At 64.5% G+C, this 22,943-nt stretch carries 19 protein-coding genes; 13 read left to right on the top strand and 6 right to left on the bottom strand.

Going from position 1 to position 22,943, the window contains the following annotated elements:
• Positions 1 to 18 precede the first annotated feature (18 nt).
• From secA to NT151_10890, 4 genes are all read right to left on the bottom strand, one after another.
• Positions 19 to 2,934 (bottom strand): preprotein translocase subunit SecA, encoded by a 2,916-nt coding sequence (gene secA / locus NT151_10875; GenBank protein MCX6539416.1) that lies wholly within the window; start codon positions 2,932 to 2,934, stop codon positions 19 to 21.
• Between the two features lie 99 nt (positions 2,935 to 3,033).
• The gene (locus NT151_10880; GenBank protein ID MCX6539417.1) at positions 3,034 to 3,948 is read right to left on the bottom strand and encodes a M23 family metallopeptidase; all 915 of its coding nucleotides are present in this window, start codon (positions 3,946 to 3,948) and stop codon (positions 3,034 to 3,036) included.
• Between the two features lie 167 nt (positions 3,949 to 4,115).
• Complete coding sequence (locus tag NT151_10885) at positions 4,116 to 5,633, bottom strand: YifB family Mg chelatase-like AAA ATPase (GenBank protein MCX6539418.1); 1,518 nt, start codon at positions 5,631 to 5,633, stop codon at positions 4,116 to 4,118.
• Between the two features lie 167 nt (positions 5,634 to 5,800).
• Positions 5,801 to 7,558, bottom strand: coding sequence for a LysM peptidoglycan-binding domain-containing protein (locus tag NT151_10890; GenBank protein ID MCX6539419.1), 1,758 nt, complete (start codon positions 7,556 to 7,558; stop codon positions 5,801 to 5,803).
• A gap of 227 nt (positions 7,559 to 7,785) precedes the next feature.
• Between NT151_10890 and NT151_10895 the strand changes: the two genes are divergently transcribed.
• From NT151_10895 to NT151_10950, 12 genes are all read left to right on the top strand, one after another.
• Positions 7,786 to 8,652, top strand: a complete 867-nt coding sequence (locus tag NT151_10895) for a hypothetical protein (GenBank protein MCX6539420.1) — start codon at positions 7,786 to 7,788, stop codon at positions 8,650 to 8,652.
• Positions 8,653 to 8,909: 257 nt separating this feature from the next.
• Entirely contained in the window at positions 8,910 to 10,076 is a 1,167-nt protein-coding gene (locus tag NT151_10900) for a type II secretion system F family protein (protein MCX6539421.1), read from the top strand.
• A 67-nt stretch (positions 10,077 to 10,143) separates the two neighbouring features.
• Positions 10,144 to 11,760, top strand: a complete 1,617-nt coding sequence (locus NT151_10905) for a GspE/PulE family protein (protein MCX6539422.1) — start codon at positions 10,144 to 10,146, stop codon at positions 11,758 to 11,760.
• Positions 11,757 to 12,722: a pilus assembly protein PilM gene (gene pilM / locus NT151_10910; protein MCX6539423.1), complete on the top strand. Its 966-nt coding sequence runs from the start codon at positions 11,757 to 11,759 to the stop codon at positions 12,720 to 12,722. Before NT151_10905 ends, pilM begins: the two co-directional genes overlap by 4 nt.
• A gap of 2 nt (positions 12,723 to 12,724) precedes the next feature.
• Complete coding sequence (locus NT151_10915; GenBank protein ID MCX6539424.1) at positions 12,725 to 13,315, top strand: hypothetical protein; 591 nt, start codon at positions 12,725 to 12,727, stop codon at positions 13,313 to 13,315.
• The gene (locus tag NT151_10920) at positions 13,312 to 13,911 is read left to right on the top strand and encodes a GspMb/PilO family protein (GenBank protein ID MCX6539425.1); all 600 of its coding nucleotides are present in this window, start codon (positions 13,312 to 13,314) and stop codon (positions 13,909 to 13,911) included. Before NT151_10915 ends, NT151_10920 begins: the two co-directional genes overlap by 4 nt.
• A complete protein-coding gene (locus tag NT151_10925; protein MCX6539426.1) occupies positions 13,901 to 14,470 on the top strand; it encodes a hypothetical protein in 570 nt (189 codons plus the stop codon). Before NT151_10920 ends, NT151_10925 begins: the two co-directional genes overlap by 11 nt.
• A gap of 47 nt (positions 14,471 to 14,517) precedes the next feature.
• Positions 14,518 to 17,040, top strand: coding sequence for a hypothetical protein (locus NT151_10930; protein MCX6539427.1), 2,523 nt, complete (start codon positions 14,518 to 14,520; stop codon positions 17,038 to 17,040).
• 17 nt (positions 17,041 to 17,057) lie between these two features.
• Positions 17,058 to 17,561 (top strand): type II secretion system protein, encoded by a 504-nt coding sequence (locus tag NT151_10935; protein MCX6539428.1) that lies wholly within the window; start codon positions 17,058 to 17,060, stop codon positions 17,559 to 17,561.
• Positions 17,551 to 17,985, top strand: coding sequence for a prepilin-type N-terminal cleavage/methylation domain-containing protein (locus tag NT151_10940; protein MCX6539429.1), 435 nt, complete (start codon positions 17,551 to 17,553; stop codon positions 17,983 to 17,985). The genes NT151_10935 and NT151_10940 overlap by 11 nt, the downstream gene beginning before the upstream one ends.
• Positions 17,986 to 18,128: 143 nt before the next feature.
• Positions 18,129 to 19,088, top strand: a complete 960-nt coding sequence (locus tag NT151_10945) for an Ig-like domain-containing protein (GenBank protein MCX6539430.1) — start codon at positions 18,129 to 18,131, stop codon at positions 19,086 to 19,088.
• Positions 19,088 to 19,858 (top strand): type II secretion system protein, encoded by a 771-nt coding sequence (locus tag NT151_10950; GenBank protein ID MCX6539431.1) that lies wholly within the window; start codon positions 19,088 to 19,090, stop codon positions 19,856 to 19,858. Before NT151_10945 ends, NT151_10950 begins: the two co-directional genes overlap by 1 nt.
• Positions 19,859 to 19,881: 23 nt before the next feature.
• On the opposite strand, the gene NT151_10955 is transcribed toward NT151_10950, so the two are convergent.
• Complete coding sequence (locus NT151_10955; GenBank protein MCX6539432.1) at positions 19,882 to 20,970, bottom strand: serine hydrolase; 1,089 nt, start codon at positions 20,968 to 20,970, stop codon at positions 19,882 to 19,884.
• A 5-nt stretch (positions 20,971 to 20,975) separates the two neighbouring features.
• The gene (gene murQ, locus NT151_10960; protein MCX6539433.1) at positions 20,976 to 21,941 is read right to left on the bottom strand and encodes an N-acetylmuramic acid 6-phosphate etherase; all 966 of its coding nucleotides are present in this window, start codon (positions 21,939 to 21,941) and stop codon (positions 20,976 to 20,978) included.
• Between murQ and xerD the strand changes: the two genes are divergently transcribed.
• Positions 21,940 to 22,923 carry a site-specific tyrosine recombinase XerD gene (gene xerD, locus NT151_10965; GenBank protein MCX6539434.1) on the top strand — a complete coding sequence of 328 codons (984 nt, stop codon included), beginning with the start codon at positions 21,940 to 21,942 and terminating at the stop codon, positions 22,921 to 22,923. The genes murQ and xerD overlap by 2 nt on opposite strands.
• Positions 22,924 to 22,943 lie beyond the last annotated feature (20 nt).

Consider the following 22,943-nt stretch of genomic DNA (forward strand, 5'->3'; position numbering starts at 1 on the left):
CCCGCGGCGTCGATGTCATCAGTTTTGCGCTCCGTGACACTTCTTGTACTTCTTGCCGCTGCCGCACGGACACGGGTCGTTGCGGCCGACCTTGGGTTCGTCGCGTCGCACGGTCGTGATCGGCGCGTCGTCTCCGCCGGTCCTGGCCGGCCTGGACGCCTCGCCCGCTCCAACGGCGGCGCTGGCGGGGGCCCGGCCAAAGAACCCGGCATCGCCGCTCGGGGCACTCAACGTCAGCGGAGCGGAGCGCCGGCTGGCAGGCCGTCGAACGTGTGAACCGGCATCTTCGGACGCGACCGGCTTCAGCCAGAACAGGTATTGCACCGTCTCGTCGTCGATCCGGGCCTTCATATCCTGGAAGAGCGCAAAGCTCTCCTTCTTGTACTCGACGAGAGGATCGCGCTGCCCGTAGCCGCGGAGGCCAATGCCTTCTTTCAAGTGATCCAGGCTGTACAGGTGATCTTTCCACTGCCCGTCAACGATTTGCAGCATGATGTCGCGTTCGACGCGTTGGAGCAGTTCGTCCCCGACGTTTGCGACCTTCTCCTGATACCGTTTGCTGATCCGCGACCACAACTGGTCGCGCATTTCCCCGGCCGAACTCCCGGAGAAGTCGAGCGCAGCCGTCTCGGCACCATCCAGCGCAAACGTCCGCGTGGTTTCGCGCTTGAGCGCGTCGAGATCCCAGGTGTCTGGTTCCTGGGCCTCAACGCAGTACGTGTCGATGAGACCGTCCAACACGTCCTCGGCGAGACGCATCAGGTACGCCCGGCTGTCAATCACTTCACTTTCGTCGACGCGAATCCGTCCTTCGAGCAGTTCCCGGCGCAGCGCGTAGATATTTTCGCGCTGCTTATTCATCACATCGTCGTACTCGAGCAGGTGTTTGCGGATGGAGAAGTTCTGACCTTCGACCTGCTTCTGGGCCCGCTCGATCGCCCGGGTGACCATCCCGTGCTCAATCGGCACGCCTTCCTCCATTCCCAGGCGCTCCATCAACCCGGAAATGCGGTCGGACCCGAAGATGCGCATCAGGTCGTCTTCGAGCGACAGGTAGAATCGTGATGAGCCCGGATCGCCCTGGCGGCCGGCGCGCCCGCGAAGCTGATTGTCGATGCGCCGCGCCTCGTGGCGTTCGGTGCCGATGATGTGCAGACCTTCGTTGGCGACGACGGTCTCGTGTTCGGCGGCCGTCAGATCGCGGAGGTTTGTAAAGAGCCGCTCCCAGTCCGGCCGTTTGCACCGGTAGAACCCGTCGAGGTGATAGAAGTAGACGAACTCCTCGTCATCGATGAACTTCTCTTCCCCCTTCGGCAGTCGCTCGGCCAGATCATCGGCCAGGGCGCGCTGGCGAGCCATGAACTCCGGGTTGCCGCCAAGCAGAATGTCCGTGCCGCGGCCGGCCATGTTGGTGGCAATCGTCACCGCTCCGAACCGCCCGGCCTGCGCGACAATCTCGGCTTCCTGGGCGTGGAATTTTGCGTTCAAGACGACGTGTTTGACGCCGCGACGGCGGAGCATGCCGGCGAGCTTCTCGGACTTCTCGATGGAGACCGTGCCGACCAGTATGGGCTGTTTCTTCTCCTGCCGCTCGATGATGTCCGCCACGATGGCGTCGTACTTCTCAGTGGCCGTCCGATAGATGAGGTCCGGCAGTTCTTCGCGTCTCAGGACGCGATTAGGCGGCACAACGACGACTTCGAGGTTGTAGATCTTGGCGAATTCCTCGGCTTCGGTTTCCGCCGTGCCGGTCATGCCGGAGAGCTTGGCGTACTTCCGGAAGAAGTTCTGGAAGGTGATCGTCGCGAGCGTCTGATTCTCGCGTTCGATCTTCACCTTTTCCTTCGCCTCGACCGCCTGGTGCAACCCATCGCTCCATCGGCGTCCCGGCATCAGGCGACCGGTGAACTCGTCGACGATGAGCACTTCGCCGTCCTTCACCATGTAGTCGACGTCGAGCTTGAACAGCGAGTGGGCGCGCAGAGCCTGGTTGATGTGGTGGAGCAGCGGCATGTTGACCGGGTCATACAGCCCTCCCGGCTGGATGCGGTGCGCCAGCAGTTGCTCGCACTTGGCCATGCCGCTCTCGGTGAGCGTCACCGTCTTGTGCTTTTCGTCGACCAGGAAGTCGCCCGTCGCTTCGAGCGCCTCGCGCTCCTCGGCCTTCGCGTCGCCGTGCGTCACGGCGCCTGGTGCGAGTTTCGGGATCACCCGGTCGACTTCGTAATACAGGTCGGTCGACTGTTCCGCCGGCCCAGAAATGATGAGCGGCGTCCGCGCCTCATCGATCAGGATGCTGTCCACCTCGTCGACGATGGCGAACCCGTGGCCCCGCTGGACGTAGTGGGCCAGGTCGAACTTCATGTTGTCGCGGAGGTAATCGAACCCGAACTCGTTATTGGTGCCGTACGTGATGTCGCAGGCGTAGGCGTGCTGGCGTTCCTGGTCGTTGAGTTCGTGCTGAATGACGCCGACGCTCATCCCGAGAAAGCGGTAGATCCGCCCCATCCACTCCGAGTCGCGCCGTGCGAGGTAGTCGTTGACCGTGACGACGTGGACGCCTTTGCCGGCCAGGGCATTGAGATAGGCGGCGAGCGTGGCCACCAGCGTCTTGCCTTCGCCCGTCTTCATCTCGGCAATCATGCCGCGATGCAGCACCATGCCGCCGATGAGCTGAACGTCGAAATGCCGCATGTTCAACGTGCGTCGACCCGCCTCGCGGACGGCGGCGAACGCGTCCGGCAGCAAATCGTCGAGCGTTTCGCCGCGCGCCACCCGCTCCTTGAACAGGGTGGTCTGTCCCTGAAGTTCGTTGTCGCTGAGGGCGCGAACACGCTCTTCGCGCGCATTGATTTGGCTGACAGACGGCGTCAACTGCTTGAGCGTTCGCTCGTTCTGGGTGCCGAAGATCTTGGCCAGAAGGGTATTAATCATGTAGGGATCGCGCAAGACGGGGGGTATCCGATGATTGTAGGTAACCGCGCGCGGATCCGTCAAGGAACCGGCGGCTGACCACAACAACGGGGAATCAGGTTAGCGCGGGGAAACGAGCAACTGCAGCGGGTTGATAGCCTGCCCGTTCGTCATGACTTCGTAGTGCAGGTGGGGGCCGGTCGTACGCCCGGTGGCGCCCACGTAGCCAACCACCTCGCCACGCCGCACCGTTGCACCGACGCTCGCGGCAAACGCTGCCAGGTGGCCATAGCGCGTCTTGATGCCGAAGCCGTGGTCGATCACCAGCAGGTTGCCGTAGTTCCCGCTCCACGAGGCGCTCTCGACGACACCGTCGGCCGTCGCGACGATCGGCTTGCCGGGGTCCGTCGAAATGTCGAGGCCCTGGTGATACCCGGGGTCACCGGTGAGCGGGTCGGCCCGTTCGCCGTAGCCGGCGGAGAGCCAGCCGACCGTGGGCCAGATGGACGGTGTCGCAGCGGCCAGCGCCACGCGCCGATCCACATCGGTTCGCACCACGCGGAGCTGACTTTCAAGTCGGCCGAGCACGTTACGGAGCAGTCCGAAGGTGTCTTCCGGGGAGGACAGGGCCGAGGCCAGAAGCGATGACGATGCAGCCGTCGTGCCGCCACCCATCGCGCGCGCCTTGATCATCGTCGGCAGCTTCTGCATCGCCCGCGCGACTTCAGGATCAAGCGCCGATCGTGTGCCCAGTTCGTCGATCACGCCCTGAAGTGACGTGAGCTGCGTCGTCAGTTCGCCGGTTGCCGTACGGTAGCTGGCGTTTTCCATCTCAAGGGCGACGGTGTTCGAGCGCAGGGCCGACAACTCGGCCACGGTGCTCCAGCGAATCCCCAAGCCAACCAACACCGGCAGGGCAAACAGAAAGCCGACCGTCCCGAGCGTCCAGCCAAGTCTCACGGAGAAACGGCGGCCCACACCCGAGACGCGGTCAACGACGACGACGGTGTAACGGTGGGACAGAAATCCTGGCATCAGCCTCGTCTCAGGCGGGCGATTTGACCATCGCCTCCGGGACAGGGTTACCGGTACCGGCACACGAAGTCCGGTCCGAAAGTACGAATACCGGACTCTACCACACGAAACCGGGCATGGAAAGGGCGGCGGGCGTTAGACGCGAACATAAAGCGAATCATACCCCGTCAGGATACCAGCCGATATTGCAACGCCTCCGCCAGGTGCTCCGACCGGACATCGGCGTCGTCGGCGAGGTCGGCGATGGTCCGTGCGACGCGCAGGATACGGTCGTGGGCCCGGCCGCTGAGTGCGAGTCGGCGGATGGCCGCGTCCAACAACGCCCTTCCATCGGCATCGAGCTTCGCGTAACGCCGCAGCATCCGCCCTTTGAGCAACGCGTTGAGCCGAACGCCTGTTTCGCCACTTCGCGCGGCCTGGCGTTCGCGTGCCCGAAGCACGCGCTCGCGGATCAACGCCGATGACTCCTGTGGCCGCTCGTCGCCGAGTACATCAGGCGGAACCCATGGCACATCCACACACAGATCGATTCGATCGAGGAGAGGACCCGAGATCCGTCCCGTATAGCACTCGCGCTGGAGTGGCGTGCAGCGACACACGCGCACGGGATGCCCTGCGTATCCGCACCTGCACGGGTTCATGGCGCCGATGAGCAACACGCGAGCGGGGAATTCAGCCGAACGCGCAGCCCGCGCGATACGGATGCGGCCTTCTTCGAGCGGCTGCCGCAGCACTTCGAGGGCGCGCCGATCGAACTCGGGCATTTCGTCGAGGAAGAGCACCCCGTTGTGCGCCAGGCTCAACTCCCCTGGACGAGGCAGCTTCCCGCCGCCTACCAGTGCTACATCCGAGATCGTGTGATGGGGCGCGCGGAAGGGCCGTGCGGTGAGCAAACCCGACCCCGGCAACAGCAGGCCGGCCACCGAGTGGATCGACGTCGATTCGAGGGACTCTTCGTCAGAGAGCGGCGGGAGTATTCCGGGCAGCCGACGCGCGAGCATGGTCTTGCCGCTGCCGGGCGGACCGACGAGCAGCAGGCTGTGTTCGCCGGCAGCCGAGATCTCCAGCGCCCGCTTGGCGAGCGCTTGTCCGCGGACGTCGGCCAAATCGCCCCAGTCGTCGATGGCGGTGTCTGTCCGCGGCCGGGGTGCGGCAGCCGCCTCGGTGATCGGCTCGATGCCGTTGAGCACGTCGACGGCGGCCATCAGTGTCGCAACCGGCTGTGTCTGGACGCCACCGACCACCCGCGCTTCCGCGGCGTTGTTCGCCGGCACGAGCACCCGCGCGCATCCAGCCTTTCGAGCGGCGATCGCGACCGGCAACGTGCCACGCGCCGCCTGAATGGCCCCATCGAGCGAGAGTTCGCCGACGACGACGGTGTGATCGATCGTGCGCTCCAAGACGATGCCCGTGGCGGCCAGCACGCCGAGGGCGATCGGCAGGTCAAATGAGGACCCAATCTTCGGCACGTCGGCGGGACCCAGGTTGACCGTCACGCGCTGGTCGGGAAACGGGAAGCCGGAATTGCGAATCGCCGTGCGGACACGGTCGCGGCTTTCGCGGACGCTCGTATCCGGAAGACCGACCATCGTGAAGCCCGGGAGGCCGGACGACACATCAACCTCTACCTGGACGATGGTGGCGTCGATGCCGACAACGGCGGCGCTGAGGAGCGTGGCGAGCACGAGTGGGGAAGTGCAAACTCGAGGCCGCCGGCGCGGGCCACAAGACGGTGTGATTCTCTAACAATCAGGCGGAATCGCCAGACAAGCGCCTTGACCGGTCGCAAGATCTGCCACCGACACCAACCGTGGCCCTGGCAGTTTCTGCGACCTGCGAGGGGAGAGCGGGCTCAGGGACGATGGCCGCCCGAATGCTGGCGGCTTGTGGAGATCGTGAGTCGTTCGCCGGGCGTGATGCGGTCGCTCTTGAGGCCGTTCAACGAGCGGATGTTCGCGATTGTCGTGTGGAACTGCTGCGCGATCGAATAGAGCGAGTCGCCTTTCCGGACGTGGTAGGTGATCTTGACGCGATCCGCCGAATCTGAGACCGAGGGAGCCGCGCGGGCCGGAGCCGACCGGGCAGGTGTCGGTGCGGGCTCGGGCCGATCTGTTCTCGACGCCAACAGCGTGCTAAGGGCCAGCGGGATCACCAGTTTCTGGCCCGGCGTCACCGCGGTCTTCAAGCCCAGGTAGTTCGCCTCGGCAAGGTCGGTGCGGCGCACGTGCAGTTTGTTCGCGATGGTCGTCAACGACTCGCCGCGACGGACGGTGTGCCACTGGAGTGGCGCCAGTTCCTCAGGCGGCAACTCGCCCAGCCGCTGCTCGACCATCTGGGCCGTGCCCTTGGGAACGCGCAGGAGATAGGCCTCGCCTCGGACGGGCGTCGTCCAACGCCGCAGTTCAGGATTCAGCCGCTGAATGTCGTCCACCGATACCCCGGCCCACTCCGCGATCTTGCGGAGATCAGCCGGTCCCGGCAACGACACGGTCTCGTACTCGGGCGGCGCGACAGGCTCGAAGGTAAAACCGTACTGCGCCGGATTGCGGGCGATGACGATCGACGCCAGCACCATCGGCACGTACTCGCGGGTTTCCCGCGGCAGCGGCGACGCCTTGTCGGCCAGCGCCCAGAAATCGGGTTGCCCCTTCCGTTTCACGACGCGCTGAATGTACCCGGGACCGCCGTTGTACGACGCCAGCGCAAGGTGCCAGTCGCCATCGAACATCTCGCTCAGCAGCTTCAGATACCTCGCGGCGGCCAGCGTCGCTTTTTCGGGATTCGATCGCTCGTCGATGTACCAGTTCTGCGTGAGCCCCAGGGAGGTGGCCGTGCCCTTCATAAGCTGCCAGAAGCCCTTGGCCGACGCGCGCGACAGCGCGTCGGTTCTGAACGCGCTCTCGACAATCGGGATGTAGGCGAGATCGAGTGGCAATCCCTGCGACCGGAACGTGTTCTGAATCATCGGGAGGTACGGCATGCCACGTTGCATCGACGTCTGGAACCAGTCGTGCAACCGCCCCTGGAACACCTCGATCCACGAGAGCACTTTGTCATTGAGCGGGATGGGGACGTCGTGGAGCGTGGTCTGCAGATCCGCCGCCACGACCTCGCGGATTTCCGGTTTCGGCGTGGGTGTGTCCGACGTCGGCTGGTCGAGCAACTGGTCGATGGATGCGGGGACGGTCGGTTTCTCGGCGAAGCCGTCACCTTCGGCCAGCGTCCGCATCTCAAACGCGCTAATCCGATCGACGAGCCGGTCGAATTGCTCTTGAAGACGGCGATTGGAGCGAGCTCCGGACGGGGACTCCAGCAGGAGATCGATGGCGGCGTTGAACTCGACTTTCGCCCGGCTGAGGTGGCCGAGTTTCAACTCCGCAGCGCCGGTGTCGAACCTGGCTTGCGATTGGGCGATGAGCGTATCGATCGCGTCCGGTGGGGGAGTCGCACGCGGCGTCTCGGGAGTCGGCGAGAGTGCCGCCACGGTGGTCGGGGGTGCCGGCTGGGGCGTTGCCACTGGCGGACGACTCGCCATCGCGCCGCCGCAGGCCACAGCCAGCAGTCCCGCAAGCGCCGCGCAACCGCCCCGCAGCCAGAATCGTCGGTGCATCAACACATCCGGAATCGTCGTGGAGCCCTCGCGATCGATGACCGCGGGCAGACGTTGGCCACGTTAGCACGCAGATTGCGAGGCGGTCAACGTAAGTTCAAGCGCGTCAACAATAGCAGCGACGAGCGCCTGCCGCCTCGGGAGCCTGACGGGTTGCCTGTACGGGTGGCGACAGGTATCATTCCTTGATCGAGCCCTGCATCTGCTTTTGAACTGGTGAACTGAACATGCGAAGACTGATCGTCCTGGCCGGCATGGTGTTTCTGGTCGCCGCCTGCGGCAGCAAGAAGGACACCGCCGCGCCCCTTGGCTCCGCGACATTGGCACTCAATCACACCAAGATTCCCCTTGGGAGCCCGGTTGAGCTGACCTATCGATTCGAACTCGCGCCCGGCACCCAGTTGGGCAAGGACTACTGGGTGATGGCCCACTTCCTCGACGCCAATGACGAGCTGATGTGGACCGACGATCACAAGCCACCCGTTCCGTCGACGCGGTGGAAACCCGGCACGCCCATCGAGTACAAGCGCACGATGTTCGTCCCGCTCTACCCGTATATTGGCGAGGCGACCGTCACGATCGGTCTGTACATGCTTGGCACCAACGAACGCGTCCCGCTGTCGGGCCAGTTGGTGGGACAGCGGTCCTACCGCGTGGCGAAAATCCAGCTCCAGCCCCAGACCGACAACATCTTCCTCGCCTTCCTCGATGGCTGGCACGGTCCCGAGGTGGCGCCGCAGAATCAGTTCATCGAATGGCAGTGGACCCGGAAGGAGGCGACGATTCGCTTCCGTAATCCGCGGCGCAACGCCACGTTCTACCTGCACTACGATGGCATGCCCAAGGTCTTTCCCACTCCCCAAACCGCAACGATCACGATCGGGGACACTGTCGTCGACACGTTCCAGGTGGACACGGCCGACGAACAGATCCGGCGGATTCAACTCAAGGCCGCGCAGTTCGGGAACGACGACATGGTCGTGGCGCGCATTTCGCTCGATAAGTCGTTCGTCCCGGCGATCGTCACGCCGGGGAGCCGCGACACTCGCGAACTCGGCATCCGGGTGTTCCACGCATTTATCGAGCCTCAATAACGAACATGCCCGGCAGGTCTCCGGATTTCCGTGGCGGCCCCCTTCGGGATCGCAGCCGTCTTTTCGGCCTTCGACGATGTCTAAAGGACTGGTTGTCGACACGGGAGATCGCTTGAAGAGGCGGGCTCCTGTACGACAACCTGCTATAATCGCGCAACGCGTCTGGATCGCGCTAATTGTCTGACTCTCCATGGGTTGCGATGGAATATCGCTGCAGGCTGGGAACGCAAACGGGCGAAATCGTGGAGCAGTTCCACATGGCCGACGACGAGTCGGGCCTCCGGCACGATCTCGAACAGAAGGGCTTCTGCGTCATCGCGCTGCAGCCGAAAAGCGCGTTCGGGAGATTCTCGCTGCCCGTGGCGCTGGCGCGGCGCAAACGCATTCCGACGCGCGAGTTCCTCGTGTTCAACCAGGAGCTGGCCACGCTGCTGAAAGCCGGCATGCCCCTGGTCCAATCCCTCGATATTCTGCGCAGTCGTGTCGTGCACCCCACGTTCCGGTCAGTGCTCGATGCGGTGTACGAACGCGTCAGAGCCGGCAGTTCACTCTCGGACGCGTTTGCCGAACACGGCGACCTGTTTCCGGGCGCGTACACGGCGTCGCTGCTCGCCGGAGAGAAGAGCGGTAGCCTCGAGGGCGTGCTTCGCCGGTACGTGAGCTACATCAAGATGGTGGGAGTGGTGAAGCGCCGGATGGTCTCGGCTCTTGTGTATCCGGCCGTGCTCATCACGCTCGCGCTGGTCGTCGTCGGCATCATCGTGCTGAAAGTGGTGCCGGAGTTTTCGTCGTTCTACGCGAGTTTCGGCGCGGAGCTTCCGCTCGCCACCCGGGTGATCGTGAAGGGATCGGCACTGATTCGCGATCACGTCGTGCTGATCGCCGCCGTCGCGGCCGTGGCGATCGCCAGCGCGTGGAACTGGCTCGGACGCAAGGAGCAGCGGACCCGGTTCGACCGCGCCGTGCTCAAGTTGCCCTGGATCGGGTCGGTGGCGCAACGATTTGCGACATCTCAGCTGGCCAGGACGCTCGCCACACTGCTCGGAGGCGGCCTGCCGCTGGTGACTGCGATCGATATCGCCGCGCGTTCGGGCGGCAACCAACACTTGTCAGAACAGATGCGCGTGGTCGGCGCACGGGTCCGGGAAGGGGAGCCGTTTGCCGGCGCCCTGGCCTCACGGGGCGTCTTTCCCGAAGTGGCGATCAAGATGGCCGAGGTGGGCGAGGCCACAGGTGCGCTGCAGGACATGCTCACGAGCCTGGCGGATTTCTACGACGAGGAAGTCGAGACCGAACTGGCGCGATTTGTCGCCTTGATTGAACCGGCCCTCCTCGTCATCATGGGGTTGGTGATTGCGAGCCTGCTGCTCGCGCTGTACATGCCGCTGTTCCAGCTGAGTTCCGTGGTCGGCACACGGTACTAGCGGCGAGGGGAGTGTCCTGATCGTGAACGCGAACCGTTCAACCAACCCATCCACCCCGCCGAGCGAGCTGTTCGCCGATCGGACGTCGGACACGACTGGTGATCCTGCCGCCGAACTCGCGCACGCTCAACGTCTCGCGGAGCGGTACGGACTGGACTTCGTCGACCTCGAGCACTTCCGCATCGACCACGATCTGTTCCGTTCGATCCCGGCCGATCTGATGTTGCGATACGGCTTTGTGCCCTATCGCCGCGACGGCCGCACGCTGGCCATCGTCGTCTCCGACCCGAGTGACCTGGCCGTGCTCGACGAGCTTGAGGTCGTGCTGTCGACGCCCCTCCGCGTGATGGTCGGCACGCACTCCGCCATTGAATCGATTCTCCAGAAGAGCGAGAGTTCCCAGCGTGTCCTCGATGAAGCCACGGAAGGCTTCCAGATCCAGTTGCTGAAAGACGACGACACCAGCGACGAGAACCTCACGGTCGAGCGGCTGACGAGCGACATCAACCCGATGATTCGGCTCGTGGATTCCACCATCTTCACCGCCATCCAGCGCCGGGCCTCCGACATCCATATCGAGACACAGGACGATGCGGTCTGCGTGAAGTACAGGATTGACGGCGTGCTGCAGTCGGCGTTCCGGCCGATTGCCAAGCAGCACCACAGCGCCATCATCTCGCGCATCAAGGTCATGGCCGAACTCGACATCGCCGAGAAGCGCGTGCCGCAGGACGGACGGTTCCGGTTGCGCCTGCCGGGCAAGACCATCGACTTCCGCGTGTCGATCATGCCCAGTGTCCATGGCGAGGATGCCGTCATCCGCATTCTCGACAAGGAGTCGATCAGCGAGCAGTTCAGCGAGCTTCGGCTCGACATTCTCGGGTTCCCCGAGGCCGAACTGCGACGCTTCCGCAAGTACATCGCGGAACCCTACGGCATGGTCCTCGTCACGGGGCCGACCGGCAGCGGGAAGACGACCACGCTCTATGCGGCGCTCTCCGAGATCAAATCTCCCGAAGACAAAATCATCACGATTGAGGATCCGGTCGAATACCAGTTGAAGGGCATCACGCAGATTCCGATCAATGAGAAAAAGGGCCTGACCTTTGCGCGCGGCCTCAGGTCGATCCTGCGCCACGATCCCGACAAGATCATGGTCGGAGAAATCCGCGATCCGGAAACAGCACAGATTGCGATTCAATCTGCTCTGACCGGCCACCTGGTGTTCACGACGGTTCACGCGAACAACGTGCTCGACGTGCTCGGTCGCTTCCTCAATATGGGGGTCGAACCGTACCAGTTCGTGTCGGCCCTCAACTGCGTGCTGGCCCAGCGGTTGGTGCGATGCATCTGCGCGCATTGCAAGCGGCCGGCGACGATCTCGCGCGCCATGCTCGAGGAGTCTGGACTGGACCCGGTGGGCATGCAGTCGCACGTCTTCTACGAAGGCGCCGGCTGTATCGAGTGCGGCGGGACCGGATACAAAGGGCGCACGGCCATCTGCGAACTCCTTGATCTGTCGGACCGGATTCGGGAGATGATTCTCGAACGCAAGCCCACGTCCGAGATCAAGAAACAAGCCCGAGACGAGGGGATGCGCTTTCTGCGGGAGAGCGCCGTCGAGACCGTGATGCGGGGGCTCACGACACTGCGCGAGATTAACAAGGTGACGTTCGTCGAATGAGACTGCCACGCATGCTGCGCACGCCACCTCCAGCGGTGGCCGTCGACATCACGCCGCGCCATGTGGCGGCCGTCGAGGTGTCTGGCAGCACCGCAGCCGGGTTCCGCGTCACCCGGTACGGGGTCGAACCGTTGGCCGCCGGCGCCGTGGTTCCGTCTCTGAACGCGTCGAACGTCGCACGGCCCGCAGACCTCACAGAGGCCCTGCGGCGCGTCTGGGACCAATTGGGGCACCGTCCGAAGCGGGTGGCGCTGATCATTCCCGATGGTGTCGCCAAGGTGTCGTTCGTCCGATTCCAGCAGGTCCCCGCTCGAACGTCCGATTTGGACGAGTTGATCAGGTTCCAGATCAAGAAAGCGGCACCGTTCCGGATCGAAGAGTCGCAGATCTCGTACAGCAAAGGCCTGGAGACGGCCGACGGCCAGGAATTCGTCGTCGTGCAGGCTCGGCGCGACCTGATCGGCGAGTATGAGGCGGCCTGCCAGGCGTCCGGCGCGACGGCGGGCATGGTGGACCTGGCGACCTTCAATGTCGCCAATGCGGTGATCGCCGGCGATCCGGCGCTGAGGGGGGACTGGCTGCTCGTGCACGTGACCCCGGGTGGCGCGGCCCTCGCGATTCACCGCGGCCGCGATATCGCCTTCTTCCGTCACCGTGGCGGCGAGGGCGATGGCAACCTTGGCGATCTCGTGCACCAGACGGCCATGTTCTACCAGGATCGCCTCGGCGGCGCGGGATTCACCCGGGTGCTGGTGGCCGGCGGCACACAGGCCGACGGCCCGCAGACAGCACGCAAGACCATTGAGACCCGCCTGGACAGGTCGGTCGAAGAGGTCGATCCAATGAAGGCCGTGAGTTTTGCGGATCGCACGTCGCTGCCGCCCGATCTGGCCGATGCCCTGACGGCCTCAATCGGTCTGGCGATTGCGCAGCGAACCGCCGACACGGACAGGGATTTCTAGAGATGCTCAGACACAACCTGTCCACGCGGCCTTTCTATAATGAGCGCGCGGTCCACGTCGTGCTGGCAGTGGTGTCGCTCGTGGCCGTTGGGGCCACCGCGTTCAACGCGTGGCAGTTCTCCGTCCTCTCGGGCCGGACTGGTCAGTTGGAGTCGGGGCTCCAGACCACCGAACGGAAGGCCGACGACTTGCGTACCCGTGCCGCCAGGCTTCGGACTTCCATCAATCCAAAGGAACTCGACTCGACGATCGCGGCTGCCGATGAGGCCAACATCCTGATCGATCGGCGCGTATTCTCGTGGACGGAGCTTTTCAACCAGTTTGAGACGACGCTGCCCGAATCGGTCCGTATCACCTCGGTGCGTCCCCGGATCGATCGTGGCGCAGGCATGACTGTGTCGGTCGTGGTGGTGGCGAAGAACGCGGAAGGCATTGATACCTTCATCGAGAAACTGGAGAAGACGGCGGCCTTTACCGGATTGCTCTCACGCGAGGAGTTCGTCCGGGAGGATGGCACGCTGCAGGCCTCGCTCGAAGGACAGTACACGCCCGGCCTGTCGCGGGCGGCCCGGCCGAAGGCGGTGCGGCGATGACGGGCGGACTCCTGGGGCGCGTCGTGCGCGAGAAGCGGGCCGTCGTGCTGATCCTGGCGGTCGCGTTGCTGGCCAACCTCGCGATCGCGGCGCTGGTCGTGTATCCGATGTCGGCTTCGGTCCAAACCGGCGAGCAGCAGGCAGAGATCGCCGCGCAGGCCCTGCGCGCCGCGCAACGAGAATTCGCCACCGCCAACGCCACGATGACGGGCAGGACCCGCGCGACCGACGACTTGAGGCGCTTCTACACGAAGCTCCTACCCGCAGATCTCGCCGGCGCCCGGCGGGCGACGTACCTCAAACTGACGCAACTGGCACGCGATGCGGAACTCAAGGCGCAGCGGCGCCTGGAAGAGGTCCACGAGCCGCGGCAGGACGAGGTGGACGCCGGAATCACGCTGGCGAGACTGGCCATCTCGATGGTGCTCAAGGGCGAGTATGAGAGTGTTCGCCAATTCCTCAGAGACATCGAAGCGGCCAGCGAATTCATCGTCATCGACAACGTGGCGTTGGCGGAAGGCGCCGAGCCTGGCTCGGCGCTGGTCCTGACGGTGGAATTGTCGACCTACTACCGGATGGCGAGCCATGGGAATTAGTCGAAATCGGCTCGTCACGCTGGCCGTCGTGATCGCGATCCTGGCGGTGACGATCTGGTGGCAGTCCGCCGGCGATCCGGCGCCTGTCGCGCCGTCAGGGACGATGGCGCCGTCGGGTGGTCAACAGAGTGCATCGCCTCGTCCTGGCGTGGCGAAGGCGGTTCCTGTTGTCGCCCTGACGCGCTTGAGCCGAGAGGCACCAGAGCCAAGCGATACGGGTCGCGATCCGTTCCGATTCTCCGCGAACGGGCCCGGTTCAGGACGCGCGGGTGCGGGAACTGCGTTGCCGGTGACATCGGCCCCGCGGCCAGTCGCCAGCTCGGTCGAGTCGGCCGGTCCGCCACCACCGCCGCCGATACCGCTGAAGTTCATCGGGGTGGTCTCGAGGGGCGCAGGCACGAAGATCGCGATGCTCACCGACGGCCGTGGGGTCTATTACGGGACCGAAGGATCTGTCATCGAAGGGCAGTATCGCATCGTCCGAATCGGCCAGGATTCGATCGACATGACGTACCTGGACGGCCGCGGCCGCAGGACGATTCCGCTGTCCGGAAGCTAGAAGTTGGCTGTCAAGCGCGGCTGTCACGGAGCGTGGGAATGTTGAGCATGCAGAGACTGCACACTACACGGTGGACGTCGACCTCGGTCCGCGGGATGGTCCTCGTCTGCGTGGTCGGCGCGCTTGTGACGGCGTGTTCGACAGGCGGCGTCTTCCAGCGTGGCGGCCAGGCGGCCATGCGTGGCGACTGGGACATGGCAGTGTCCTACTACAGCGCCGCCCTGCAGGCCCAGCCGAACCGCGTCGAGTACCGGATGGCGCTGGAGCGGGCGCAGATTGCCGCCGCGCAGATCCACTTCGACAAGGCACGTGATATGGAGCGGCGGGATCAGCTCGACGTCGCCCTGATGGAATACCGCAAGGTGGTCGAATACCACCCGGGCAATCAGGAGGCTCGCGGGAAGATCGCCGGGATCGAGCAGACCATCCGGGATCGCGTCGAGGCGGCGCGGCCGCGTCCCGCCATCGAGGCGATGCGGGAAAAGGCGCGGAAGGCTCCGGCCGAACCGATGCTGAATCCGAAGTCGCGCGATCCGATTGACTTTACCTTCCGCGGTCAGTTGCGAGACCTCCTGATCGGGATGGGCGCGGTGGCGGGCATCACCGTCAATTTCGACCGCGACTTCCAGGAAAGGCTCTACAGCGTCGACCTGAAGAACATCTCGTTCGAACAAGCGCTGCAGCAGGTGACTGCCGCCAATCAACTGTTCTACAAGGTGCTCGGCGAAAGCAGCATCATCATCGTCCCGGACACCGCGCAGAAGCGGCCAGCCTACGAGGAACTGGCGGTCCAGCCCTTCTACCTGTCGCACGCCGATCCGACCGATCTGATGACGCTCATCAACACGATCGTGCGAGTGTATCCGCCGACCATGCAGACCATTCAGCCGGTGCTCTCCGCAAGTAAGGCCAGCAACGTGCTCCTGGTGCGGGCGACGGTCCCGATGCTGCAGATTATCGGAAAGATCATCGAGGCCAACGACAAGCCGCGTGCGGAAGTGGTCATCGACGTGGAGATTCTCGAGGTCAATCGGAGCCGGGCGAAGCAGTATGGATTCGAGTTGAGCCAGTACCAGCTCGGCCTGACGTTGTCTCCGGAATCCGCGCCGGCCGCCGGGACCACGAGCGGAACCACGACGACGAGCACGCCGGGGCCGTTCAATCTCAGCACAGTGTCCAAAGGCGTGAGCACCAACGATTTCTACGCTGCGGTGCCCACCGGCCTCATCAAGTTCCTCGAGTCCGACACCAACACCAAGGTCATTGCCAAGCCTCAGTTGCGGGGAACAGAAGGCGAAACGCTGATCCTGAACCTCGGCGAGGAAGTCCCGGTACCGAGCACCACGTTCACTCCAATGCTGTCGGGGGGGACGGCGTACAGCCCGATGACGTCGTTCGCGCTCAAGTCGATCGGCGTCAACATGGAGTTGAAGCCGCGGGTGACGTACGAAGGCGACGTCATCATCGAACTCAAACTCGAGGTGAGCGCCCAGGGCGCGGACAGGAACGTCGCGGGGCAGAACCTGCCATCGTTCACGTCGCGAAAAGTGGGCACGAAACTGCGCCTGCGCGACGGCGAATCTAACCTGCTGGCTGGACTGCTGCGCGAGGACGAGCGCACGTCGCTCAAGGGATTGCCCGGGACGCTGCACATCCCCATCTTGTCCAGGTTGTTTGCCTCAAACGACAACACGGTGGCGCAGACCGACATCGTGATGCTGCTGACGCCGCATATCGTGCGGACGCATGAACTGACGCAGGAGAACTTCATGCCGATCTACATCGGCTCGCAGCAGAATCTGGGTCTGAGCGGACCACCGCCCACGCTCGGACAGACAACCGAGCCTGAGATCGTGCCTCAGGCCGCCGCACCGCCGACGCCTCAAGCAGGCCTCCTCGCGCCAGGAACCGTGGTGCCCGGGCCGCCCGGATCGCCCATCAAGGCCGTGATTCCGGCCGGTAGTTCTCCGATTCCCGGAACCGTTGGCGTGCCTGCACAGCCAGCCGCCGCGCCGCCGGCGGTACCCCCCGCACAGCCACCACAGGGCGTCGCACCACCCGCGCAACAGGCGGCCGCGCCTCCTGCACAACCACCGCCGCAAGTAGCGCCCGCGGCTGCTGCGCCATCAGCGCCGCCGCCCGCCAAGGCGGAAGCGCAGACGCAAGTGCTGGTGGGAGCACCAACAACGCCCATGATGGTGGCAGGTGGGCCGTACACGGTGCCCCTCGCGATCTCCGGGGCCTCGAGACTGAGCACCGTGACCTTGTCGGTCACCTTCAACCCACGCGTCTTGCGCGTGCGGCTCCCGCAAGAGGGCGACTTCATGCGGAAGGGCGGAGCGAAGGTGACCTTTGCGCACAAGATTGACGAGACGGCCGGGCGGATTGATCTGACGTTGACCCGCGCAAACGACACTGTGGGGGCATCCGGCGATGGTGTGGTCGTGGGTATCATCTTCGACGCGATTGGCGCTGGCACATCGACGCTGACCGTGGCCGGCGTGGCGACCGCACCTGGCGGTACCACGGTTCCCCTCCAATTCGTGCCAGCGACGGTGACGGTGCGGTAGGCCCGGCGGGATCGGCGATGACGATGAGAGTAGCGGCTGCGAATCGGCGGACGAGGGGCGCTGGAGGATTCACCTTCATTGAACTCCTCGTCGTCACGACGATTCTGCTGATCCTGTCGGCGGCGGCGATGCCGCTCGCGCGGGTCACGATTCAGCGACAGAAGGAAATCGAGTTGCACCGGGCCCTGCGCGAAATCCGGACGGCGATCGACAAGTACAAGGACGCCGTCGATCAGGGTGTGATCGGCGGAATCGAGGTGAAAGCCGGCAGCGAGGGGTACCCCGCTGATCTCGACACGCTTGTTGAGGGCGTGACGCCCCTCAACGACATGACCGGCCGGAAACTGAAGTTCTTGAGGCGCGTTCCGTTCGACCCGATGACTCGCAGCGATGGATGGGGCATGCGCTCGTACCAGGACAGCCCTAAGTCGAGTTCGTGGGGCCGGCAGAATGTATTCGACGTGTACACGAAGAGCGAGGGCGTCGCGCTCGACGGGACCAAGTATCGTGATTGGGACTGACCGTCGCCGCATCGGCTCGTCGCGGGCTCGCGCCGCATCCTGGCCCGCCGGGTTCACGATCATCGAACTGCTCGTTGTGGTGTCGATCATCGTGATCCTGGCCGGCCTCGCGATGGCGCAGTACCGCAACAGCGTGACCCGGGCTGAGGAGGCTGTGCTCAATACGGATTTGTTCCGAATGCGCGATGCGCTCGACCAGTACTACGCCGACAAACAGCAGTACGCGCCAACGCTCGACGCGCTGGTCACCGAGGGGTACCTTCGACAGATTCCGAAAGACCCGTTTACCGGATCCGTCGACACGTGGCAGACGGTTCAGGCCGAGCCGGACCCGAGCAATCCGTCGGCCGAACCAGGAATCTATAACGTCAAGAGCGGCTCGGACCGGAGCGCGCTTGACGGCACCCGATATGCGGAATGGTGATGGACCGAAGTCCTTCGATTCATAAGTTCGTTGGCGAACTTATTCACTCAGGACTTCGTGCTGAGCGAGCAGTGTTCAACGGATCGCTTCGTAAGAATAGGCGACCGTCGTCGCGAGTCGAAGCACTCAGGGAGCAGGCCGGTATGACACGACAGAATCCGACAACGGCACGGCGCCACAGCCGATGGCTGCAGGCATGCGGACTCGCGTTGGGGCTGCTGCTGACGGCGTCCTGCAGCAAGGCGTCGCTGATGGCGCCCAGCAGTAGCACGCTGACGCTCCTGGTGAGCCGCACGACGGTCGGCCTCAGCGCCTCGGTGACTGTCACCGCCCTGGTGAATGAGTCGAGCGGTACGCCGGTCCACGATGGCACCGTCGTCGCCTTCTTCTCAACCCTCGGGACGATCAGTCCTGCGCAGGCGACCACGACGAATGGCCAGGCCACCGTGCAACTGCTGACGGGCACGCAATCTGGCGTCGCGGAGATCACCGCGACATCCGGTGGCGCCAAACTCGCGTCGACCGTCAAGGTCGGCGTGGGCGCCGCGGCCGTGGCCCGTGTCGACCTGATGGCCAGTCCCACGTCATTGCCTTCGATCGGCGGCACCACGTTGTTGACCGCCACCGTGAGTGACGGCGACGGCAATCGTCTCTCCGGGATCCCGGTCACCTTCTACACCGACAACGGGAACCTCGACCAGAGCGGTGTGAGCACGAATAGTAATGGACAAGTCCAGGGCCAACTGACGACGACGGTGAGAGCCAGCGTCACCGCATCAGTCGCCGGGGGCACCAGCGGGTCGGTGAGATCCGATCCGGTGATCATCACCGTGAGGACCCAACCGACGGCGTCGTTTGGCACCGTCACGGTCTCGGGGTTCCAGGCCACCTTCGTGTATTCCGCGTTTCCGGGAGCGGGTGGCGCGGCGGTCACCTCCGTGAGCATCACGTTCGGGGATGGCACGTCACAGGGATCACTTTCACCGGGCAACCAATCCGTGGTGCATGTGTACCCCAGGATTGACAACTTCTCCGCACTCCTGACCGTTACCGACGCCGCCGGGGAGACCATGACCGCCTCGACGACCGTCGTGGTGAAATGATGCCGGGCGCGCACGCGCGACTCACTGGCCAGAGCGGCTACGCGATGGCGGTGCTCCTGGTGACACTTGCCGTGATGGGCGTTGTGATCGGTGTGGCGATGCCCATCTGGCGAACAGTCATCCAGCGGGAGAAGGAAGAGGAACTGATCTTCCGCGGCCGGCAGTACACCAGGGCGATCGGCCTCTTCCAGCGCCGCTTCGCCAATACCTACCCGCCGTCGTTTGACATGCTGGTCGAACAGAAATTCCTGCGCAAGAAGTTCAAGGACCCGATGACCGAGGACGGCGAGTTCCAGGTTCTGTACCAGGGATCGGCGCTCGCGTTGCCTGGTGGTCGCGGCAGTCAGTCGGGCACGACCGGTCTGCAGACGGGCAGCGGGGCCAGCGCGTTCGGCGCGGGGTCCCAGGGCGCCGTCATCGGTGTCGCCAGCAGCCGGCAGGGTGAACTGCCCTCCATGATGAGCATCACGGGCGGACGAGGCGGCACGGGACCCCAAGTCGGCGTCATCGGTGTCGCCAGCAAGAGCACCGACAAGTCGATCAGGATCCTGGATGGCCGCTCGCGGTACAGCGAGTGGCAGTTCATCTGGCAGCCCACCGCAGCGCCGGGACGTGGCGGCGGTGCGAACCAACCCGGAGGTCGTGGCGGCAGGGGAGAACAGGGTGGTTTCGGCATGCCGGGTTCCGGCGCAGGGCCAGGTCGTGGACAGGGAGGCGGCCGCCAACCAGGTAGCGGCCGTCAGGGTCCTGGGATTCCACCGTCCGCCTGAAACATTGGGTCAGACCCATTTTCTCAAAGGAGAGCGTCGATGACAGCGTCGTGTACTGCGCGCCGGACCTGTTGGATGGGTTCGGCCGCGCCCGCCCGCGGATGCACTCGGTTGGTGAGCAGCACGACGTAGAGGCCGACTCTCGGATCGATCCAGAGCGATGTGCCTGTGAATCCCGTGTGTCCAAACGCATCGGGCGACATCCGGCCTCCGCACGAAGAGGTCGGGCGCATGGTGTCCCAGCCAAGTGCGCGTGAACTTTCCGGAACCGCAGAGGGCGTCACAAACGTCCGCATCGTTGCCTGACGAGCCAGTTGGCGAGTTCCGTTTTCATCGCCCCTCAGCGACGCCATCACCGCACGAGCAAATTGCCCGAGCGCGCCAGCCGTGCCAAAGAGGCCCGCATGGCCCGCCACCCCGCCAAGCGCCCAGGCATTGTCATCGGCGACGTCGCCAACCAGCAGACGGCCCCGCCGCGAATCGACCCGCGTCGGGGCGATCCGTTCGAGCCAGTCGGCCGGCGGCCGATACGTCAGCGCCGTCGCCCCGGAGTCGCCGAGGACGTCATGGAGGATGCGCGTCAGCTGTTGGTCCAGCGTGGCGCCGCCCGCTGCTTCGAGGGCGCATCCCAGCAGGATGAAATCGAGATCGCTGTAGAGCGAGGCGGTTCGCGGCTCGTACTCCAGCGTGCACCGATCGAGAGCCGCGACAAACTCCGTCCGGCTGGTGCACGTCTCGAATAGTGGCATCCACGCCGGCAGACCAGCGCAATGCTCGAGCAGATCCCGGATGGTCGTCGCTTGTCGATCGGCGTTCTGCCATCCGGCCACCCACGACCGGACAGGGGAGTCGAGTTGCACGACGCCGCGGTCGACCAGGCGCATGGCGATTGTCACCGTGGCAACGACTTTCGTGAGCGACGCAAGGTCGAAGACCGTTTCGATGGTCGTGGAGCGAGCCAGCGCCTCGTAGGTGAGCGTGCCAAACGCCTCGGTCCACAGCACTTCGTCAGCCGTGCCGACCTCGATTGAGGCGGCAGGGAACACTCTTGCGGTAATCGCGTTCCCGATCACGCGACGGATCGGCTCGATCTCTCTGATGGCTGGACTCAAGGACGTCAGGTGGATTCGGTGGTCGAGCCGTGAGCGTCCAGCAGACCCCGGAGGCGATTCTCGATATTCTCATCGAGCGCGTCGCGCATCAACCCCTTGGCCTTGCGCAGTCGCGACAACGACCTGGCATACGGCAGCCCGGTTTTCTGCATGACGATGGCCGCCTTGGCGTTCCAGTGGGCACGCTTGAGAATCTTCTCGGCGCCAGCCTGATCAAGGCCCGTCACGATGCCGACGATGCGCATGGCCCGATCCTTCAGCTTCTCCGATGTCGACTGCACATCGACCATCAGGTTGCCGTACGTCTTGCCGATGCGCACCATGGCGGCGGTCGACAGCATGTTCAGCACGAGCTTGGTCGCGCTGGCGGCCTTCAATCGGGTCGATCCGGCGATGACCTCGGGACCCACGCCAAGCGCAATGGTGATGTCGACGAACGTCTGCAGCTCGGAGGCCGGATCGCAGGTGACGAAGATGATCCGCGCACCGGCCCGGCGCGCCGACGCGAGACCGCCGCGCACGAACGGCGTCATCCCGGAGGCCGAGACGCCCACAAAGGCGTCGCGCCGGCTCGGGCGCATTCTCGCCACCGTGCGGGCACCCTCTTCGTACTGATCGTCGGCGCCTTCGCGGGGCCGGAAGAAGGCCGACTTGCCGCCGGCCATCACGGCCTGCACCATGTCTGGTGAGGTACCAAACGTCGGGGGCATTTCCGCGGCTTCGAGGACTCCGAGGCGGCCACTCGTGCCCGCACCAACAAACACGAGGCGTCCCCCTTTGCGGAGCGCCTGAGTGATAATGTCGACAGCCAGCGCAATACGCTCACGCTCGCGCGCAACGGCCGCCAGCATCTTGCGGTCCTCACCGAGCATCACGTCGATGATTTCGGCGGGCTCAAGCTTGTCGATGGCCAGGCTGGCTGGATTGATGGCCTCGGTTGGCAACTGCTGCCACTTAGACGGAAGCGGCATGAAACACCCCGTGACGCACAAACGGCAACGGCCGATACTAGCGCCCACAGGTACGGGTGTCAAACCGCGTGGTCGGCCTGATGGCGAGCACGGCGGCTCTGCGCGGGCCTTTGACGAGTATCTCGACTTCCTCCGCGTGGAACGGCGTCTGGCGGACAATACGGTTGAGAACTATGCCCGCGATCTCGCGAGGCTCGGCGCGTTTGCCGCCGCCAACGGTGGAGACTTTCGCGCGCTGACCCGGCAGGATCTCGAGCGGTTCGTTCGCAACCTGGTGTCTGACGAACTCGCCCCGCGGTCGGCCGCGCGTCTGGTCGCCACCGTACGGGGATTCTATCGATATCTGGTACGCGAAGGACGTCTCGAGGCCAGTCCGGCCGACGAACTTCGCGCTGCGCGCCCTTGGCCATCATTGCCGACGTGCCTGAGCCCAGACGAAGTTGATCGTCTGCTGGCGCTGCCCGATCCGTCGAAGCCAGCAGGTCTTCGGGACAAGGCCCTGATTGAAGTGCTGTACGCGACCGGCCTGCGGGTCTCCGAACTGGTGGGTCTGCGAGCCGCCGATATCCACCTGTCGGCGGGCTACCTGACGTGCACCGGCAAGGGAGACAAGCAACGAGTCGTGCCGATTGGCGACGAGGCCGTCCGGTGGGTGAGGCGCTACCAGCAGGAAGGGCGGCCCAGACTGATACGCCAACGGTCGACGTCCCGCCTGTTCGTCAACACGCATGGCGGCCCGCTCAGCCGCGTGGGATTCTGGAAGATTCTCAAGGCCTACGCGCGACAGGCCGATCTGCGCCAGAACGTGAGCCCGCACGTGCTCAGGCATTCGTTCGCCACCCATCTGCTGGAACGCGGCGCTGACCTGCGCGCCATCCAGATGATGCTGGGCCATGCGGACCTGTCGACCACGCAGATCTACACACACGTACTCGAATCCCGATTGCGAACGATCTACGACCAGTTTCATCCCCGCCGGTGAAGGCGAGAAGGACACCCGCA

Source organism: Acidobacteriota bacterium, from assembly GCA_026393675.1.
Taxonomy (GTDB): domain Bacteria; phylum Acidobacteriota; class Vicinamibacteria; order Vicinamibacterales; family JAKQTR01; genus JBAXOX01.

Excerpts from the sequence above, each read along its gene's own strand:
- secA (MCX6539416.1), bottom strand. The coding sequence starts at position 2,934 with ATGATTAATACCCTTCTGGCCAAGATCTTCGGCACCCAGAACGAGCGA.
- NT151_10880 (MCX6539417.1), bottom strand. The coding sequence starts at position 3,948 with ATGCCAGGATTTCTGTCCCACCGTTACACCGTCGTCGTCGTTGACCGC.
- NT151_10890 (MCX6539419.1), bottom strand. The coding sequence starts at position 7,558 with ATGCACCGACGATTCTGGCTGCGGGGCGGTTGCGCGGCGCTTGCGGGA.
- NT151_10895 (MCX6539420.1), top strand. The coding sequence starts at position 7,786 with ATGCGAAGACTGATCGTCCTGGCCGGCATGGTGTTTCTGGTCGCCGCC.
- NT151_10900 (MCX6539421.1), top strand. The coding sequence starts at position 8,910 with ATGGCCGACGACGAGTCGGGCCTCCGGCACGATCTCGAACAGAAGGGC.
- pilM (MCX6539423.1), top strand. The coding sequence starts at position 11,757 with ATGAGACTGCCACGCATGCTGCGCACGCCACCTCCAGCGGTGGCCGTC.
- NT151_10915 (MCX6539424.1), top strand. The coding sequence starts at position 12,725 with ATGCTCAGACACAACCTGTCCACGCGGCCTTTCTATAATGAGCGCGCG.
- NT151_10920 (MCX6539425.1), top strand. The coding sequence starts at position 13,312 with ATGACGGGCGGACTCCTGGGGCGCGTCGTGCGCGAGAAGCGGGCCGTC.
- NT151_10925 (MCX6539426.1), top strand. The coding sequence starts at position 13,901 with ATGGGAATTAGTCGAAATCGGCTCGTCACGCTGGCCGTCGTGATCGCG.
- NT151_10930 (MCX6539427.1), top strand. The coding sequence starts at position 14,518 with ATGCAGAGACTGCACACTACACGGTGGACGTCGACCTCGGTCCGCGGG.
- NT151_10935 (MCX6539428.1), top strand. The coding sequence starts at position 17,058 with ATGACGATGAGAGTAGCGGCTGCGAATCGGCGGACGAGGGGCGCTGGA.
- NT151_10945 (MCX6539430.1), top strand. The coding sequence starts at position 18,129 with ATGACACGACAGAATCCGACAACGGCACGGCGCCACAGCCGATGGCTG.
- NT151_10950 (MCX6539431.1), top strand. The coding sequence starts at position 19,088 with ATGCCGGGCGCGCACGCGCGACTCACTGGCCAGAGCGGCTACGCGATG.
- xerD (MCX6539434.1), top strand. The coding sequence starts at position 21,940 with ATGAAACACCCCGTGACGCACAAACGGCAACGGCCGATACTAGCGCCC.
- murQ (MCX6539433.1), bottom strand. The coding sequence starts at position 21,941 with ATGCCGCTTCCGTCTAAGTGGCAGCAGTTGCCAACCGAGGCCATCAAT.